Below are 18,795 nucleotides of genomic sequence, written 5' to 3' on the forward strand. Positions count from 1 at the left end.
GTTGTATATAAACAGCATAGAACGCTAATTTAGGAAGTTATTAAGTTTTATTACCTCGGTCAAAGCAAACGTTTTTCCTCACACACTAGATAAAAATCTCACATGATTATGAAAATGATAATTGATCTCATTTTTATTTGAGGGCAGAATACGCGCCATTGTATTAATCCTATAAATGAATTCGCTCTCTATATGAAATTTACTCATGTTTTTTTAGGGCTCATAATTACCTCTAGTTCTGGCTTTGCTGCTGATGATTTCAACTGGCTTCGAGATGATGCTCGTAAAGATGAGCGAGTTCTTACCTACCTAACAGAACAAAACCACAAAACTGAACAGCACCAAAAAAGTTATCAGACGTTGACAAAAAACCTACTAACGCAGTGGGATACCATGGTGGCAGACAAAGGTGATAAGCCATGGTCGATCGTGAGTGGAAGAGAGTGGACGCTAATGCGTCGCGATGGTCGTTACTTACTATTATCCCGTGCGAGTCAACATGCACCAGAAAACGTGGTGTTCGATTTCGATGAACGACAATCTGCGCATCAGTACTACCAACTTGGTCAATGGCAAGTGAATGGTGACACATTACTTTTCACGGAAGATATCGACGGCAGCGAACAATATCGCGCCGTGGTTGTTGATTTACTCTCCGGCCAATCTACGGAACTGGCGACGCACGTCGATAGTGGCGTATTGTTATCACCTAACGGGAAAGTGGCATTCCTCGTTGCAAAGGAAAAGCGCACTCAGCGACCTCATCAGATCTTACGTATCTCCACTGAATCTTTGGCAAAAACAGTCCTATGGAATGAACCCAAGTCAGATTGGTTACTTTCTTTCTATCGTGCGGCAGATAGCCGTTATGCTGTGCTGCAAAGCAACAACGAGTCAACAACAGAGCAGAAGCTTGTCGACCTAGAAACGGGCACTGTCTCAGATTCATTGCGAAAGCCTGAAGTGGGTGTGGAATATTACGCGGATGTGGCGAAAGGTTACATTTATCTGAAAAGCAATCTTGAAGGAAAGTTCGCCCTTTACCAAGCCGAACTCGCACCGCTTGGCGCAACATGGCAACGCTTTACCAATCCTCGTGAGCCGCTTGAACAGTTCTACCTTTATGATGCAGGAGTTGTGGCACTTAGCAAGCCAAACAATGTGTCGACTTTGACGGTGTATTCTTACCAAGGTCAGGAAAAAGTGATACTGCCATTGGAACACGATGGTCATGTCGCTTGGCTAAGCACATTGGGCGATTTTGAATCAAACAAAATTCGTATCCGAAGCATGTCGATGACTACGCCTCCTCAGTGGGAAGAGTTCGATGTAAAAACGCTGAATAAATCCTTGTACTCTCAAGATGCTTACCAAGACTTTGATAGTCAGCGTTATGTATCCCAACGTATTTTTATTAAGCACGACGGCGTTTCTGTCCCTGTCTCTTTGGCGTATCGCAAAGACAAATTGCACCCACAATCTCCTGTGATGATTTACGGTTACGGCGCGTATGGTTTTACGATGAAACCGTACTTTATGCCTCAGGTTATCAGTTTACTCGACCAAGGTGTGATTTACGCTATCGCCCATGTCCGTGGCGGTGGGTACTTTGGCGATGAATGGCACGAGCAAGGCCGTGGTGTGCGAAAATCCAATTCTATTGGTGATTTTGTCGCGGCCGCGAAGGCGCTGCAAACATTCGAACGTGGCAATAGAGAGGTTTTCGCCATCGGTTCTAGTGCTGGTGGTACGTTGGTGGCCGGAGCGGTTAATCAAGATCCTAAATTGTTTTCAGGTGTCGTACTTAAAGTGCCTTTTGTTGATGTGGTTGCAAGTATGTCGGATACCTCACTTCCGCTTACCACACAGCAGTACGGCGAATGGGGTAACCCAACCAAACCTGAACAATTGGCGTTAATGAAGGCGTACGATCCGATTCTCAATATCCATAAAGACGCTTACCCACCCATGTTGGTTCAAGTCGGTTTAATCGATCAGCGCGTGCCATATTGGGAAGGCGCAAAGTATCTCGCTAAAGTTTCAGCGTTAAGTGAGCGCAACGGGCCGTACTTGTTGCAAACTAATTTTAATTCGGGCCACCAAATGGACCGGCGACAAGCGCAAGAACAACAAGCAAAAGAATACGCATTTCTACTATCACTCATTAAAACATCTAAAGCGGAGCAGTAAATGAAGCTTACCCCAGTGTCAGCGGCAGTACTTTCGGTACTTGCTGCCAGTCAAGTGCACGCCGAATCTAAGGTTTTCTCAATGGAAGAGGTGGTGGTAACCGCCAATAAAATCGATCAGCCATTGTCAAAAGTGGCAGGTAGTGTCGCGGTTATCACAAACGAGCAAATCGAAGAAAGAGGCGAGACCGAGCTATATGACGTGCTGCGTAACGAGCCTGGTGTAAGCGTGACGGGCGGTGCTGGACGTCCGCAAAACATTACCATCCGTGGTATGACGGGTAACCGCATTATGATCGTTCGTGATGGCATTCGTTCTGCGGATGGCTTCGGTGCGAATGACATTAATGATGCTGTTGGGCGAGATACTTTTGATTTATCCAATTTTGAATCGCTGCAAATCATTAAAGGGGCAAGTTCTTCGGTGCATGGCTCTGGCGCGATCGGCGGTGTGGTGATTTTAGAATCCAGTCAGCCGGGTGATTTCTTAAAAGACAAAGACTTCTACACCGATGTTTCCGGTACTTACACCGATATCAGCAACAAGTACAAAGGCACGAGTAATCTAGCTTTCCGTTCCGGTGATACAGAGAGTTTGTTTAACGTTTCATACTGGCAAGGACAAGAGACACGTAACTTTGATGAAGATTTGTATAACCGCGACCTCGATGGTTACAGCGGTGCTTATACGATCAACCACTTTTTCAATGAAGAGGTGATGTTGAAAGCCAAAGCGGAACTCTACACCCAGAACCAAGAGCGTTTGGAGGGTTCACCGTCCATTCAACCTGATGGAATTTGGCATATTGAAGACTTTGCTGAGGATGAAACCACAGAAGAGTACAGCGCTTATATTGGTGCAGAGGTGACTCCGATTAATCCAACTTGGTTCGAAGAGTTGGATACCAAAGTTTACTGGCGTCACACCGAAGTGGTGGAAGACACCAACCGTTTAATGCGCCAAGTGGATCATAATGGTTTGATCACCAAGCGTCGCGAGCTGGAACACAAAACCTTCATTGACGAAACAATAGGCTTCCGTGGCGATTTCACCAATACGATTTATGCAGCAAATGCTGAGCACCAATTGGCTTACGGTGTCGAGCTTTCTACTGACTATTACGAACGCACAGATAGCGACTCCAAGATTGATTGGAACGGAGTAACACCTTCGACCAAACAACCTTTCGCTCCTGCTCGTGCTTATAACATTGGCTTGTATGTCCGAGACATGGTGGAACTGGATAAATGGACCATCACAGGTGGCCTACGCTTTGATGCGCACCGTCTCACGCCAGACGGTGCGGGTGAAGTGGGCGGATTCCCATTAAAAGACATGGATAGCTCAGAGGTATCTCCAAGTCTGTCGGTTTCTCGTGAAGTATTTGCCAACAACATTGCTTATGTATCTTATAACCATGGTTACCGTGCTCCGGAATACGATAAAGCGTATGGCTTCGTAAGCCACGACTTTGTGCCGCTCACGCCGTTTGTCATTGCACCAAACATGGATCTAGAAGCTGAAACTTCCGACTCATTTGAAATCGGTAACAAGTTCGATAACGGTCGTGCGTATGTCTATGCGTCTTTGTTCTACAACAAGTTTGAAAACTTCATCGACGTTGTGACCACGGGCTTTGACTCAAGCAATGGTAATTACATTAAACAATACCAAAACCTCGATGGTGTCGAGACGTATGGTGCAGAGCTTTCCGCGGGTTACGCGCTCACCAAACAATGGGACATCAGCACCAAGTTTGGCTACGTAGATGGCAAAGATGCGGAAGGCGAATACGTTCGAAGCATTACGCCATTCGAAGGTAACGCTCAACTGAAATACGCCAACCAAGACTTCAATGCTTACGTGGCTTGGAACTGGGCCGCGGCCATGGATCGCGTTCCTAAATGCCAGACCACGCTTGGTCTAGCGACAGAGTGCGCGCAGACAAGTGCGTGGAATACGTTTGATATTGGCGCAACTTACCACGTTTCCAAAAACCTTCGTGTTAGCGCAAACATCATCAACCTGTTCGACAAAGAATACATCCGATACCAAGACGTAGCGGGTATCGCTGAGGAAAGTAAGCGTTACTCAACTGAGCCTGGGCGCTACTTCACGCTAAATGCAAAATACGAATTCTAGGACGAAATCATGAAGCTAAAACCATTGGCGTTTTCACTGCTTATTGCATGTACCCCTGCGGCGCTGGCTGCAGAGTGGGATTATCCCACATCGGATTCTGTGGTGACCAATGAAGCGCAAGCGAAAACTTATCTAGACAGCCACTACTCAGAAGCGGGTGAGTTTAAGTTCCGTTACAAAACCCAGTCTCAGCTTGGTGAGCATTACAATTTTGATGTTTGGGTAAACGGTGAATATCAAGCACAGCGCACCTTAGTAGTAACAACTGATAAAAATCATCACGTTGTGCGAGTGTTTAAGAGCCTTGAAGATACGATCATTCGCAACGGTAAACCAACGGTTGCAATGGAATTGGAATCGCCTCGCCAACTGCAAGCACAAGAGCCACCTGCTTTGAGCTCTGGAAGTCTGGTTAATGTTGAGGTTGCTTTATTCAACCCAGATCTTCGCACCATGCAACAGCAAGCGGCACCAGAATCGACGTGGTCAGCACTGTCTGATTACCCTCAGCCGATCGAGTACGTCACCAAGTCGATTGAGGTTTTAAAGTCCGGCGGTAAGTTCTACCTCTCTAACCCAAGATTAAAGCAAGTGGATGCGACGGGTTTATTTGCAGCCCCAGCACCTGGTGAAGCGCCTGTACTCGATACGTTGGACTTCCTCAGCGCAGAAGGGGTTCAAGCATTTGACAGTGTTGATGAGATGCAAAGCACCGAGTTTGGTGACAATGCGTTCCCACAGTTGATGGCTTTTTATCATCTTGATAGCTCGATCCAATATCTGACAAGCCTGACTTACGACTTGTTTGACGAACCGCTTCGTTTTGACGCTCGCGGTTTATCAAAAGATAACTCTACTTACTATTACGGTCCGAAAGCACTCATGCTGGGTGTCGGTGGTGTTTCTCCGGATGCAGTCGATGCTGATGTCGTGATACACGAGCTTGGGCATGGCATTCATTACCAAATCGTACCGGATTGGGCGTACGGTCACACTGGCGCTATCGCAGAGGGTTTTGCTGATTACTGGGCGGGCAGCGCGAGCTACCGCACTCAATATTTGGATGCTTCGCGTCGTGGTCAAGAATTCGAGTTAGATACGGTGTTCAACTGGGACGGTGTGTTCGGAACACGCAAAACAACTCGTAGCTTATGGAACCAAAGAGCGCGTTACTTCGAGGGCTCGGAGTATCCAGCGCACGTTAGTGTGGGCGGTGAACTAGGCGATGAGCTATGGTCAACGCCACTGTTTCAAGCGCTTAAAGCATCGGTTGAGCGATACGGTGATGATACCGATAACGTGTTCCGTGAGTTTGACGCCATTGTACTTGAAGGCATGTACGGCATTGGTCGTGGCGTGAAAATGCATGAACTGGCGGAATCGACCGTGTTTGCCGCAAACACCTTGTTCCCAAATAAAGATTACGCCCAATTCCTGACGGACAGCTTCAACAAACACAACTTACTTAAAGCGCCTCTTCGCGTTCGCTATGACGCTCGATACATCGCACAAGGTCAAGACGTTGGTGTGAGCCTGAGCCAAACTGGCCGCGAAGCGAGCATCAAAGGGCAATGGCAGCTAAACAACGCATCCGTTTTCGACTTTGATGAAACGCTTTCTGATTCGACCTCAATGAAGGTGGCGTTACCAAGCGGTCTGACGTGTGGCACACAATTCGATTCCTCTATTTCATTGGATTACCAATTTGCAGAAGGCTTAAAGACTCACCAGTGGAGTGAACAGGTGATGCTGGTTAATGGTACGCCAGAGCTTGATATCCAGCCTCAATCAGTGAAATCCGCTTTGCCAGAGCAGGGCGACAGACTGTTCTCTCAGACGCTATCGGACAAGTCACTCACGATTGATGACTCGTTTGCGGTTTACCTGAACATCGAACATGACTCACTGCAGGATCTGCAAGTGACGCTAGTGTCTCCACAAGGCAAATCGGTCGTGCTACTTAGTCATCAATCAAGCAATACCAATGGATTTAAAGGTTACTTCACAGCTCAGTATAACGATGAGTTACAAGCACTTGTCGGTCAACCGAGTTGGGGTACTTGGCGTCTCGAAGTGTCTGACCGTGTGTCAGGGAACTCTGGGGTGTTGAAAGAGTGGGGTGTGAGTCACTTTGCTCAGTATCAGTGCAGTGCTGATACCACTAAAGAAAGCAGTGGTGGTGGTTCAGGTGGCAGTGGCTCGCCTTGGACCTTGTTAGGACTTTTCCTGCTTTCAATGGTGAGAGTGATTCGCTCTCGTTAATTAAAATCAAAAGAAGATAAAATCTATGAAGTTTCAATATTCTTTCGTTGCTATGTCACTAGCCCTAGCTGGCTGTGGCGGTGGTTCTGGTGGTGACACGTCGGCACCGACCTATGATGTAGCTGGCACCCTCGTTTCTGCAGGTACACTTCTTGATACGCCAGTGTGCATCGATTTAAACCAAAACTACGTTTGTGATACTACTGAACCGAGTGCTAAAACGGATAATGCCGGTAAATTTAGCCTGACTTCAAGCGATAAAAACGTACTAACCAGCACCATTCTTGCTCAAGTTGATCAAGGTTCAAACCAAACGTTGCGTCTTGCGGCTCCGGGGCAAAATTTAGCAACGGGTAACACGGTCAATGGTGTAACAACGCTGCTCGCAGGTCTTGTGGTTGACGGTAAAACCGTTGCTCAAGCTGAAGAGATCGTGAAAGCGCAACTCACCGATGCCGGCGTTTCTCTGTCTGGTACGGTAATGTATAACGCAGAAGCCAGCGAGCTAGATAAGCTAGAGCAAAACACGGTTGCACTATTAGCTGCGATGCAGCCACAACAAATGACCAAAGGCGTAGCGCTGCTTGCTCAAAGCCTTAGCTTCCAGGGTAAATCATTGGCCTCTGATCTTCTGTCTGAAGTGGAAGTGAGTGCATTTGCTGAAGAAATTGTAGCGGTTGCTGAACAAACGGTTGGTAGTAACGATACGGGCGCCGTTCTTTATTTTGCTGAAGGAGCAGCAGACGTAGTAGAGGTTCAGGCGTCTTACCCTGGTCAAGATGCGGAATACGGCTTCGACAAAGAGGACAAGCAAACGTCGACAGGCGCTGGCTTTAAGTTCGTTAAGCTAGATTCACAAGGTGCAGCTTTAGCTGCAGATGCGACTGAGTGGGCTTGTACTATGGACGAACGTACTGGTCTTGTTTGGGAAAATAAGAGTGCGGATGCGAGCTCAGTTCAATTTAAAGATCGCCTATTTGCGTTTGAGTCTGAAACATTTAAGCCGTATTACGAAGATCTTGAAGTCGTTGGTTGTGTGGATGCTGCTGATGGCATCTGTTCAACAAGCCAATATGTTGAACATATAAACAAGCAATCACTATGTGGCATTAGTGACTGGCGCCTACCAACATACCAAGAGTTCTACGATGTTCTCGACTTAGGTGAGACAGAGAAAGACGCCGACGGCAATGTCTATGGTATGACGACAGCTTACTTCCCTCAACAGGGTAAAGGCAGCCCAGACGCTAATTCAGGTGCTATTTGGCTAAGTGATTTCACATTTAATAATTACTCTCCTGCTAACTACGAAGGTGCACTTCAATTTGCAGTGATTGCAGCGAAGGGCGCTGACCGTGGCCACGTAAGCTTTGTTGAAATTTATTCTGACAAAGTAGAGCGTGACACAGGCACGTCATTCCAATTCCCAATCCGTCTAGTAGCAGTAAAGGGCCAATAAGATGAAGAAATTAATAACTGTACTATCTCTTGCTTTGGCTTCTCAAACTGTAATGGCTGCACAAGAGTGTTCTACTGACTTTGCTAAAACGGCACCTAACACGCGTTATACATATTCTGAGAGCGGTACCGTAACTGACCTGAAAACAGGTCTAACATGGATGCGTTGCCCTGTTGGTTCAACGTGGAATACGGCAAACGAAGCTTGTGATGGCGCTGCGACTAAGATGTCATGGCAGTTAGCGCTATCAACCGCTGAGCAAATCCGCAATGAATCAGGTAATCATGCTTTATATGACTTCGCTGGCAAAAAGAATTGGCGCATACCAAACATTAAGGAGTTAGTCGCGTTGACAGAACGTGCTTGCCATAGCCCTGCGATGAACGGCACTGCATTCGCAAGTGGTTACACGCTAGAGGTGGGTGACTATGCTGGTTACATCTGGAGTAACACACCAAACGGTGATGGCTCAAACGTTATGGTGTTTGATTCATTTAATGGTGAGGTTTACAACTGGAACCCACTAGAGTCAACGAACATTTCCTCTGTTCTGCTGGTTACTGACGAGGAGTAATCACCCCGTTGGATTTTCACGAATCCAGATGTTAATAAGCTCCGCCAGTGCGGAGCTTTTTCTTTTCTAACCTTTGGAACTTATCGTGTTGAGCAGAGAATTTAAACTTGGAACTGCTTAAGCTGATGTTTTTGGTTTTCTGCTAAACCAGACAACTCTTGAGCGGCAGCAGCGGATTGCGTAATGCCAGTGACGTTCTGGCTCACTAGTTCATAGATGTTCGTTAAGTTGTTGTTGATATCAGCCGTGACCTGCTTCTGCTCTTCTGATGCGGTCGCAACTTGAGTGTTGATTGAGTTCAGATCGGCGATAGCATTACTGATATTAGCAAGTGATTGGCTAACTTCTTGTGTCAGAGCTTGGTTGTCTGACAACATGGCTAAGCTGGAATGCATACTTTCATTTGCGTGACCAGATTGTTGCTGTAGCTCTTCTATAATGGTTTGGATCTCTTTGGTGGACTCCTGAGTTCGCGCTGCCAGCATACGTACTTCATCGGCCACTACCGCAAAGCCTCTGCCACTTTCGCCCGCCCGTGCAGCTTCAATCGCTGCATTCAGTGCAAGTAGATTCGTTTGCTCAGAAATACCTTCAATCACTTCGATCACGCGACCAATGTGTTCTGATTGATCTTTTAGCGAAGTTACGACGGCAGCGGCTTCGTTAAGTTGTTCCGCCATCTTTTCACTTGCGCGAGTGCTTTCCCCAAACATGCTTATACTTTGTGAGGTTAACGTACGTGCTTGATTTGATGCACTATCAGCTTCTTGTGCATTGGTCGATACTTCAGCTGCGGTCGACTCTAGCTGATTGATCGCCGAGGCTACTTGCTCAACTTCTTGCTTTTCTTGATCCGAGTTGACGCTGCTTTGAGTCATAACAGTTGCTAACTCGGTTGATGCTGATGCCACATCTTCACTAATGCGAACCAATGCGCTTACAGTTTCACGCAGTTTTTCTATGGTCTGGTTTACATCTCGAGCCAGCTGAGACACTTCGTTTTTCCCGATGGCTTCGGCCTTAACTAGTAGGTTTCCCTTCGCGACTTCCTGCATCGTTACTTGAAGGTTACGAATCGGCGCAACGATGTAGCTGGCGAGTACCCAACTAATAAGTGAAGCGGCACTCAAGATCACCGCAAGCGAGACGGCGCTGTAAGTGAGCGTGGTTGAATGTTGTTCGCCATTCGTTTCGACTTCATCGGTGACGATTTGATTCAATTGTTTAGATAGTTTGTCGATGGCGTTGATCATCGCTTCGCCAGCTAATCGATACTCAGCCATTGCAGATTCGTACTTTTGATTGAAATCAGAGGTGGTGTAATCAGAAGAGTGTTTAGTGGTGAGCAGAGGTGTCATGGTACCGCGAGTGAAATCAACATAGTGATTCATGGCCTTACGCATAGCATTGACTTCATTTTGAACGCCAGGGAGATTGTCGATGGAGTTAAGAAAATCGCGGTTTTTGTTTTGTCGCTCAGAAAGCTCTTGGTTGAGAGACTGAACATCTTCGGCTCTAAATAGACTATAAATGGCTTTGATGCGCATGGCGTAAGTGTTGTCTACGATGCCGCTAAGTTCCTCTTTGTGAATGATTAGCTTATGGGTGGAAGCCGAAACCTTATTGAATGCTTGATCGAGTTTACCGATTCCGACACTCAGTCCAATGATGAGTAATATAACTGTGAATAGAACAGGCAGAAAAACCTGAAGTTTAATAGAAAGCGTACTAAGAAATTGACGCATGAGATTGACCCTCTATCGGTTTGATTATTATCTTTTTTATAAATAAGCATTTCGATTTTAATTGTTATATTTGTCAAATCAATGAGTTACTCATATCTAATTGTTATGAAATGTACCAAAATCGATGGGGTTATCATCTTGAACATGAGGCAACGTTATAAAAACGTTACGTTCAAATTGAGAGAGGGATAAGTCGCGGAATTAATAGTTAGAAATGACAACGTGTCATAGAGGGTTCAACTAAGTGAAACACAACTGTCATATTCAAATTCTAAAGTGAGCACCGTTCAAGTGAAACACAACGGCAATAAAGCCACTTAAGGAAATTGTGATGAAAAAGACAGTAATCGGTGCAATCGCACTTCTAGGCGCAATGGCAGTGACTCCTGTTTCTGCTAAAGAAACTATCTCTGCAGTGGGTTCTAGCAGCGTAACTCCACTGATGGAAGTTTTCTCTGAAACGTACATGAAGAAGAACCCTAACGTATTTATCGAAGTTCAAGGTCCTGGTTCTTCAGCTGGTGTAAAAGCAGCGAAAAATGGTTCAGCAGACCTTGGTATGTCTTCTCGTAATCTAAAAGACTCTGAAAAAGAATCAACACTAATCGAAGAAGTGGTTGCTCGTGATGGTATCGCAGTGGTTGTTAACCCACAAAACAAACTGCCAGGTCTAACAGCCGAGCAAGTGACTGCAATCTACAAAGGCGAAGTATCAAACTGGAAAGAAGTCGGTGGTGCAGACAAGCCAATCGTAGCCATTACTCGTGACACAGCTTCTGGTACTCGTGGCGCATTTGAAGACATCATGTCTCTAAAAATGAAGATTTCTGGTAAGAAGGTATCAGCTATCTCTCAACGTGCTCAAGTTGCAAACGGTAACGGCGCACTGAAAACAATGGTTGCATCTAACCCATACGCAATCGGCTACATTTCTCTTGGTACTGTAGACAACACTGTTAATGCACTAGCAATCGACGGCGTTGATGCAACGGTAGCTAACGTTAAAAACGGTTCTTACAAAGTAGCGCGTCCATTCCTTGTTCTTTACAAAGAAGGCAAGCCATCAACAGAAACGCAAAAATTCCTAGACTGGATGCTAACTGACGAAGCGCAAGCGCTAGTTGACCAAAAAGGTTACATCTCAGTTAACTAATCCCATCGGGACTCTAAAGTTTGCTCAGCCCAACGTTTCGGGCTGAGCCTTTTCTATCCATTGTGTTCAACGGCATTGCCCAGAACCGTGAGATTTTTAAATGACCATCGCAACAAATAGTGAAAAGCTTATGAATACTGACGCTAGAGCTATCAGCAAGTCAGGCCTACGCGAGAAGCGTCGTGTAGACTGGAAAGAGCGCATCTTCCACGGCTTGTTCCTAACGAGTGCCGTAATCGGCATTGTTTCATTAGCCGTTATTGCATACTTCATCGTTCGAGAGAGTATTCCGGCATTCCAAGAAGCAGGCGTATCGGGCATTGTCTTAGGACAAAACTGGTTACCACCTGCGCTTTACGGTGTCGCCACCATGATTGTGGCATCTATCGTATCGACGGCTGGTGCTGTCATTGTTGGGGTTCCAATTGGTGTTCTGACCGCCATTTTTATCGCTGAAATCGCACCAAAGCGATTAGCAGACATCATCCGTCCAGCGGTTGAGCTGCTAGCCGGTATTCCTTCAGTGGTCTACGGTTTCTTCGGTCTGGTTATTATCGTTCCATTGATTCAGAAGGTATTTGATGTACCTGCAGGTAATACTATCTTGGCCGGTATTATTGTTCTTGGTGTGATGATTCTACCAACAGTAATTACGGTATCTGAAACGTCTATCCGCGCTGTCCCTCGTACTTATAAAGAAGGTTCTTTGGCACTGGGCGCATCGAAAATCTACACCATCTTTAAGTTGCTCGTTCCAGCGGCTCGCTCAGGCATCATGACAGGTGTGATACTGGGTATCGGTCGTGCGTTGGGTGAGACCATGGCGATTATCATGGTTATGGGTAATGCGCCGGCAATGCCAGAAGGCATCCTTGATTCGGCTCGTACACTAACTGCAAACATCGCTATTGAAATGTCTTACGCAAGTGGTGTTCACGCGAACGCACTTTACGCTACAGGTGTAGTACTTCTGGTCTTCATCATGTCGTTGAACGCTGTACTACTGTACCTAAACCGAGAAAAAGCGAAGTAATCGCTCGTTAAAGGTGACTATTATGGATCGCGCAAAACTAAAAAAAGCACGCCAGTTCAAAGATAATGTCTTTAACGCATTTGTCTGGATCTCGGCAGCACTAACGGTAGGTTTCTTGTTCTGGATTATCTGGTACATCCTATCAAACGGTCTACAACACGTAGATTGGAACTTCATTACTGATAACTATACGCGCACAGGTGAAGAGCACGGTATCTTCCCAATGATTGTGGCGACCATTTACATGGTTATCGCTTCTATCGCAGTGGCAGCGCCACTCGGTATCATGACGGCAATCTACTTGACCGAATACGCGAAAGTGGGCAGTCGTTTGGTGAAAATCATCCGATTCTGTACCGAGTCATTGGCGGGTATCCCGTCGATCATTTTCGGCCTGTTTGGTATGACTTTCTTCGTGGCGATTCTTGGCCTTGGCTTCTCGATTCTGTCGGGTGCATTGACGCTAAGTATCCTAATCCTGCCAGTTATCATCCGTACAACGGAAGAAGCGTTGATGGCAGTACCACAAACGTACCGTGAAGGCTCTTATGGCCTCGGTGCTTCTAAGATTTACACTATCTGGCGTTTGATTCTTCCGAGCGCAATGCCAGGTATCTTAACCTCGGTCATTCTAAGTATTGGTCGTGTCATTGGTGAGTCTGCTCCAGTATTCCTGACTGCAGGTATGGTTGCACGTATTCCGGATTCTTTATTGGATTCAGGTCGTACGCTAACCGTTCACCTATACAAACTGACTACCGAACTGTTTACCGTTGAAGAATGGAATCAGGCTTACGGTACGGCAACAGTGCTTATCGTAGTTGTTCTCTTGATCAACATGGTAACGAAACTGATTGCTAGACGTTTTAACACCGCAACTTACTAACAACACAAATTAAGAACGCACGTTAAAAGACACGAATTCAAGAATTAAGAGATTAAGACAATGAACAAATTTGATATTGAAAACCTAGACCTATTCTACGGTGACAACCAAGCACTGAAATCGATCAACTTACCAATTCCAGTTCGCCAAGTGACGGCACTTATCGGTCCGTCAGGTTGCGGAAAATCAACGCTTCTACGCTGTTTGAACCGAATGAATGACCTAATCGAAGGCGTGAAAATTACAGGTAAATTGGCAATGGACGGCGAAGACATTTACGGCAACATTGATGTTGCTGACCTTCGCATCAAAGTCGGCATGGTATTCCAAAAGCCAAACCCATTCCCGATGAGCATTTACGAGAACGTGGCTTACGGCTTACGTGCTCAAGGTATCAAAGACAAAAAGACAATTGATGAAGTGGTAGAGCGTTCGCTGCGCGGTGCTGCACTTTGGGATGAGGTGAAAGATCGCCTTAAATCACACGCATTCGGTCTTTCTGGTGGTCAGCAGCAACGTTTATGTATTGCACGTACAATCGCGATGGAGCCGGATGTGATTCTGATGGATGAGCCAACGTCGGCACTTGACCCAATTGCGACACACAAAATCGAAGAACTGATGGAAGAGCTAAAGAAGAACTACACCATCGTTATCGTGACTCACTCAATGCAACAGGCGCGTCGTATCTCTGACCGCACTGCGTTTTTCCTAATGGGTGAACTGGTTGAGCACAACGATACGCAAGTGATCTTTAGCAACCCTCAAGACGACCGTACTCAAGGCTACGTAAATGGTGATTTCGGTTAATCCACCGTATTTCAAGCATAACTAAATAACTATAAGCGATGGTAACTTTGCCCCTCTTAATGAGGGGCCTTTTTCTTTTTAAGTCGTAGGCTTAAAACATCTACCAACACAAAAATCTTGTAAATAAGTACAACTTTCCTCCTCAGTTTATAAAGCATGTAACTTATGTGAAACATGGCTTTAAAAGTGCTGAAGAGTTCTCGAATGTAACACTAAGTCTGATAATTTTGCGAATGACTTAACAGCTCAAATTTGAACGTATTGATTGCATATCATGGCCTAAGTAGTTTTTTATCGAGGATAAAAAAGTAGATTAGGTTGGTAGGGTGAGTTTAAGAAGTTTTACAAGAAAAGTGTCTTCAACGAGGGACCATCGGTTGCTAGCGGAGGCAATCTTTGATCATTTAGAGAGTCTGTTCTCCCCTCAAGCCCTCGCTATTTTTGAAGATCCTTCAATTAACCCTCGTCATTCGATGAGCTTCTCTCGCGGAGAGCTTTACCCAACCCAAAACTATCCTGAGACATTCTGGGAGTGGGCAAGTCAGTTTGACACCTCTGAAAGCATCATACCTCTGGCGATCAACACTTGTAATTGGAATCACACCCGAGATTTAGGTGGTGATAGTTACATCATGATGCTCGACAACACGCCTATCAAACGTACCTACCTACTGATTCAATCTGTTCATGCTCGCACAGCACATAATATCTATGAAGAAAGTTACGACGCAATGCAACTCGCAGCGGCGCGTTGGCAATGTATTCGTGCTGAAAAAAATGCCTCGAAAGAGATCAGGCACAGAGATATTCGTGAAGCGCAATATGTTGATGAGATTAGCCAACGCGAGCGCTTTATCGAAAATATGAAGTTAGTTCAGCAAGTTGCACTCGAAATCTCTAATCCTGATTCTTTAAAGGACTTGTACTACAAAGCCGTCGAAGCGTTACGTGAACGACTTGGGTTTGATCGCTCTACACTGATGCTTCTCGATATGAAAAAGCGTAGCTTCAGTGGTACATACGGTACGGATGAGTCAGGAATTACGATTGATGAATTTCACACACAATATGATTTACACCAACTTAGCGAGGAGTATATCACCGCGTTATCTAGCCTCGAGAGCAACTTAGTTATTGTAGAAGACGCGCCAATATACACAGCAGGCAAGGTCATCGGGCAGGGCTGGAATGCGATGTTGATTTTACGCGATGGCAATGAACCGTTTGGGTGGTTCGCGCTAGATAACTTTATTCATCGTAAGCCGATAACGGCATATCAAAAACAGATGTTGGACTCGTTTGGTTCACTCTTCTCTCAAATTTACATTCGTAAGCGCCAAGAACAAAACGTACGCATGCTGCATTCAAGCATGGTTGAGTTATCACGTTGCACTACTGTCAGTGGAGTATGCAAATCGGCCGTCACTTTCGCCATTAAAAATCTTGGTATTGATCGAATGGCGGTGTTTTTAACTGATGAAAATTGCTCTTACATGCAAGGAACGTGGGGTACCGATATTCAAGGTAACGTGGTGGATGAATCTTACTTCTTTGGCGAAACCCAAGATTTCTCTCTTATAAATCTGGCTCGCTCAATGCCAAACGAAGTCGCATTTGAAGAATCAGTGCCTATTTATCATGACTGTAATATTGTTGGCTTTGGTTGGGCTGCGATGACGGTATTGACTTCAAATAGCAGTGGTCCTATCGCCTTTATCGCTGTTGATAATTTGCTGACACGTGCGCCGTTAACTTCTCAGTTACGTGAAGTGATTCGTATGTTCGCGTCCAGCTTAGCTGAAGTATTGCAACGTACTCAAGCTCAAGAGGCGATTCGCGAATTAAACGAAAACTTAGAGCTGGAGGTTCAGAACCGAACAAAAGAGTTGGAGGAAGCCAATCGACAGCTTGAGGTACTTTCTAAGCTCGATCCTTTGACGCGTCTTGGTAATCGCCGCATGTTAGAACATGTGATGCAAAAATATTGTGCCCTAGAGTGTGAAGACGACATGTCGTTTGGCCTGATCCTGATTGATATTGACCATTTTGGCTTATTCAATAATCACTATGGTCATCTCGAAGGCGATATCGCATTGATGCGAATTGGCTATATCTTGGATCATCATACCAAAGGTGAAGATGAAGTTTTTTGCCGTATCGGAGGTGAGGAGTTTGCATTGCTCATGATTGGTTCTGAGCAAGAGGAGGTTCGACTGAGAGCAGAGTGCATTCGTCAGTGCATCGAGGGCGAGGGGATAAAGCATCGACACAACCCAGAAGGAGAGTTACTTACCGTTTCAGTCGGTTACTCCTGTTATAAAGCGAAAGGCAAAGACTTTAATTTCGACCATTTATATCAGTTGTCGGATAAGGCACTCTATCAAGCGAAGAATCATGGGCGAAATTGTGTAAGGCGATACGAATACGAGCCCCAAGTTTTGTTGAGTAAGTGATGTTCATAAGAGCAACTTGATAGGGAAGAAGCGGCGGTTGGTGCTCTAGATAAAACCGCTAAAGCAAAATTTGGCCGGATAAGAGAATTGGCAGCTCATGAGAGCTGCCATTGTTATCTAGTTATTTATAGCTTTTCGAGTTGGTGGTCGGTTTTCGTTACGTTTGCTTTGCCAAGGTTTTGAATTTTCGCTAACAGCGAATCAGGGCTCCAAGGTTGTTGGTTAGCACTAAAACGCGCTTGATTCATGGCATTAAGCTCTTGCTTAATTACTTGTACGTCACCAGGGTTTAACCTGTCTTGATGAGTGGTTAAATACTCATTTACAGAGCGTTCAATTTTCGCAGCATCGCCCTCTTCGATGACTTTTTTTAGCGCGTCGATGCAAAGTGGTTGTTCAGTATTTGAAACCGTTCCACTCGCTGTTATTGGGCGCTTTTTCCATGCCCAAATTGCGATTCCTAATGTCATTATCCAAAGCCCTGAGAAAACAAAGGTTAACGTTCGCCAGAGACTGTTTACACCGCCGCTTGATTCAGGACTAGGGGCTGACACTAAAGGCGCTGAAAGAGGCGATTCCGGCAACGTGATTAGCCCAGTGTCATTTTTCTCTACGTCTAATGTTAGCTCTGGTAACGTTGTTTTCTTCGCTTCATCATTTTGACTGTCCCACCAGTTCAAGTCGTATCCTGGTAAGGTATATTTCCCGGCCTCTGTAGGAATAATGACTTGTTTCACCGTCATGGTAACGGTGCCATCTCTCGCGCTATCGAACTTAGGTTGTTCTGGATACACGCGCAGTGAACTCGGGTAACTAATATTGACTCGTGGCAGATATTCGGCTTGTGTACCGCGAGCCTTAACTTGAATGGTTCGAGTGAGTGAAGAACCTTGCTTTACTGTGTTGATCGCGTTAATCGACAGTAGATTACCTTGATCGTCTTGCCAGCTCTGTGTCATTTCTAACGCTGAAGCAGGAAGCCATTCACCTTTAAATTCGCTCGGAATCGGTTTGACCGTTATTGGCATGCGTTCCGCTTTGGTATTGATAGGCATTATTTTGGTTGAGCCCGTCAAGCTGTCGCCATAAATATAAGAACCGGTCAGTTTAGGACCTATCAAGGTATAAGTGCCTGGTTGATTGGCCGTTAAGCGAAACGACTGCTCTATGACCGCTACTTCTAACCCATTTAAGATCTTCTGTCTTTGCTGTAAGCCACCCAGTGCCTCAAGCTTCATGCCTTCAATTTGCGGAGGTACTATTTGCGGGTTATCTAGGCGTCGAGTGTCCGCTTTGATTAGAAGCTGTATACGTAATGTTGCAGATTGCTGAGGGTAGAGCGTACTGTTGTCGACCGTAATATTGAAGCTAAATAGATCATCAAGATTGGGGTCTGTTTGGCTCGCGTTGACACGTAGTTTGATCGGCTCCGTTTTCATACCATCAGCGGAAAAACTTGGAATAGTCAGAACACCTTCTTTCATTGGTGCAATTGAGATACTCCACTCGGTACGCACTGATTTTCTTCCGTTAATGTTATTGCTAGAGCGGCCATAACGAGGTTGACCCAAGAAGAAGTCTTTCTCTAGAACATTGAAGTCGATTGAGTCTGAGCTGAGCTCAGTATCTGAAATGATTCTGAGGTTAATCACTTCATTCTTGGCTACTTGTGTTTTATTCACACTAGCTTGAAGTGTCTGTGCCATCACCGAGAAACTGGATATTAGGCTGGCCACAAAAATAAAGACCAGTTTTACGCCTTTGTTCATCACAGGCTTACCACTCCTTTTGAGATTGTTGTGGAGGTTGTTTTTGTTGCGCTTGAAGTTGCATTTGCGCACGGATCAAAAAGCTTGGGTCGCGAGCACTTTCTACTGCTTCTAGTCGACGGAACTCAGGATCATCCTGATGCATTTTTTCGGGATGCGCTTTAGCCTGTATTGGTTCACCTTGATCCTTCACTTGCTTGTCATCTCGTTGCGGTTGATGTTGTTCCGTTTTTTGTTTTTCTTTTTTATTTTCAGATTCTTGCTGATTTTGTGACTGTTGTCCTTGCGCTTCTTTCCCTTCGTTTTGAGACTTTTGTTG

At 45.5% G+C, this 18,795-nt stretch carries 12 protein-coding genes and 1 pseudogene; 10 read left to right on the top strand and 3 right to left on the bottom strand.

Annotated features, from left to right (window positions below; all coding sequences use genetic code 11):
• Nucleotides 1–192 precede the first annotated feature (192 nt).
• Genes R7Q47_RS01950 through R7Q47_RS01970 form a run of 5 tightly spaced genes read left to right on the top strand, consistent with a single transcriptional unit; the run spans nucleotide 193 to nucleotide 8,627 of the window.
• A complete protein-coding gene (locus tag R7Q47_RS01950) occupies nucleotides 193–2,190 on the top strand; it encodes a prolyl oligopeptidase family serine peptidase (protein WP_248486159.1) in 1,998 nt (665 codons plus the stop codon).
• A complete protein-coding gene (locus tag R7Q47_RS01955; protein ID WP_248486161.1) occupies nucleotides 2,191–4,332 on the top strand; it encodes a TonB-dependent hemoglobin/transferrin/lactoferrin family receptor in 2,142 nt (713 codons plus the stop codon).
• A 9-nt stretch (nucleotides 4,333–4,341) separates the two neighbouring features.
• Nucleotides 4,342–6,594: a proprotein convertase P-domain-containing protein gene (locus R7Q47_RS01960; RefSeq protein WP_248486162.1), complete on the top strand. Its 2,253-nt coding sequence runs from the start codon at nucleotides 4,342–4,344 to the stop codon at nucleotides 6,592–6,594.
• Between the two features lie 25 nt (nucleotides 6,595–6,619).
• Nucleotides 6,620–8,053 carry a DUF1566 domain-containing protein gene (locus tag R7Q47_RS01965; RefSeq protein WP_318088570.1) on the top strand — a complete coding sequence of 478 codons (1,434 nt, stop codon included), beginning with the start codon at nucleotides 6,620–6,622 and terminating at the stop codon, nucleotides 8,051–8,053.
• A 1-nt stretch (nucleotide 8,054) separates the two neighbouring features.
• Nucleotides 8,055–8,627 (top strand): DUF1566 domain-containing protein, encoded by a 573-nt coding sequence (locus tag R7Q47_RS01970; protein WP_017820503.1) that lies wholly within the window; start codon nucleotides 8,055–8,057, stop codon nucleotides 8,625–8,627.
• A 101-nt stretch (nucleotides 8,628–8,728) separates the two neighbouring features.
• Here the strand turns inward: R7Q47_RS01970 and R7Q47_RS01975 are convergent, their stop codons facing one another.
• The gene (locus tag R7Q47_RS01975; RefSeq protein ID WP_248486166.1) at nucleotides 8,729–10,372 is read right to left on the bottom strand and encodes a methyl-accepting chemotaxis protein; all 1,644 of its coding nucleotides are present in this window, start codon (nucleotides 10,370–10,372) and stop codon (nucleotides 8,729–8,731) included.
• A gap of 331 nt (nucleotides 10,373–10,703) precedes the next feature.
• On the opposite strand from R7Q47_RS01975, the gene R7Q47_RS01980 reads away from it, so the two are divergent.
• The 5 genes from R7Q47_RS01980 (at nucleotide 10,704) to R7Q47_RS02000 (ending at nucleotide 16,707) form a co-directional block, all read left to right on the top strand.
• Nucleotides 10,704–11,525, top strand: coding sequence for a phosphate ABC transporter substrate-binding protein (locus R7Q47_RS01980; protein ID WP_005375153.1), 822 nt, complete (start codon nucleotides 10,704–10,706; stop codon nucleotides 11,523–11,525).
• A gap of 100 nt (nucleotides 11,526–11,625) precedes the next feature.
• Nucleotides 11,626–12,558 carry a phosphate ABC transporter permease subunit PstC gene (pstC, locus tag R7Q47_RS01985; RefSeq protein WP_005375154.1) on the top strand — a complete coding sequence of 311 codons (933 nt, stop codon included), beginning with the start codon at nucleotides 11,626–11,628 and terminating at the stop codon, nucleotides 12,556–12,558.
• Between the two features lie 22 nt (nucleotides 12,559–12,580).
• A complete protein-coding gene (gene pstA, locus R7Q47_RS01990) occupies nucleotides 12,581–13,444 on the top strand; it encodes a phosphate ABC transporter permease PstA (RefSeq protein ID WP_005383923.1) in 864 nt (287 codons plus the stop codon).
• Between the two features lie 60 nt (nucleotides 13,445–13,504).
• Nucleotides 13,505–14,254 (top strand): phosphate ABC transporter ATP-binding protein PstB, encoded by a 750-nt coding sequence (gene pstB / locus R7Q47_RS01995; protein WP_005375156.1) that lies wholly within the window; start codon nucleotides 13,505–13,507, stop codon nucleotides 14,252–14,254.
• Between the two features lie 326 nt (nucleotides 14,255–14,580).
• Entirely contained in the window at nucleotides 14,581–16,707 is a 2,127-nt protein-coding gene (locus tag R7Q47_RS02000; protein ID WP_054574929.1) for a GGDEF domain-containing protein, read from the top strand.
• 125 nt (nucleotides 16,708–16,832) lie between these two features.
• Here the strand turns inward: R7Q47_RS02000 and R7Q47_RS02005 are convergent, their stop codons facing one another.
• Both R7Q47_RS02005 and R7Q47_RS02010 read right to left on the bottom strand, forming a co-directional pair.
• The gene (locus R7Q47_RS02005) at nucleotides 16,833–18,479 is read right to left on the bottom strand and encodes a BatD family protein (protein WP_248486168.1); all 1,647 of its coding nucleotides are present in this window, start codon (nucleotides 18,477–18,479) and stop codon (nucleotides 16,833–16,835) included.
• 4 nt (nucleotides 18,480–18,483) lie between these two features.
• Nucleotides 18,484–18,795, bottom strand: a pseudogene (locus R7Q47_RS02010) (hypothetical protein); the annotation flags it as partial.

The sequence above is a fragment of the Vibrio sp. Vb0349 genome (assembly GCF_033338975.1).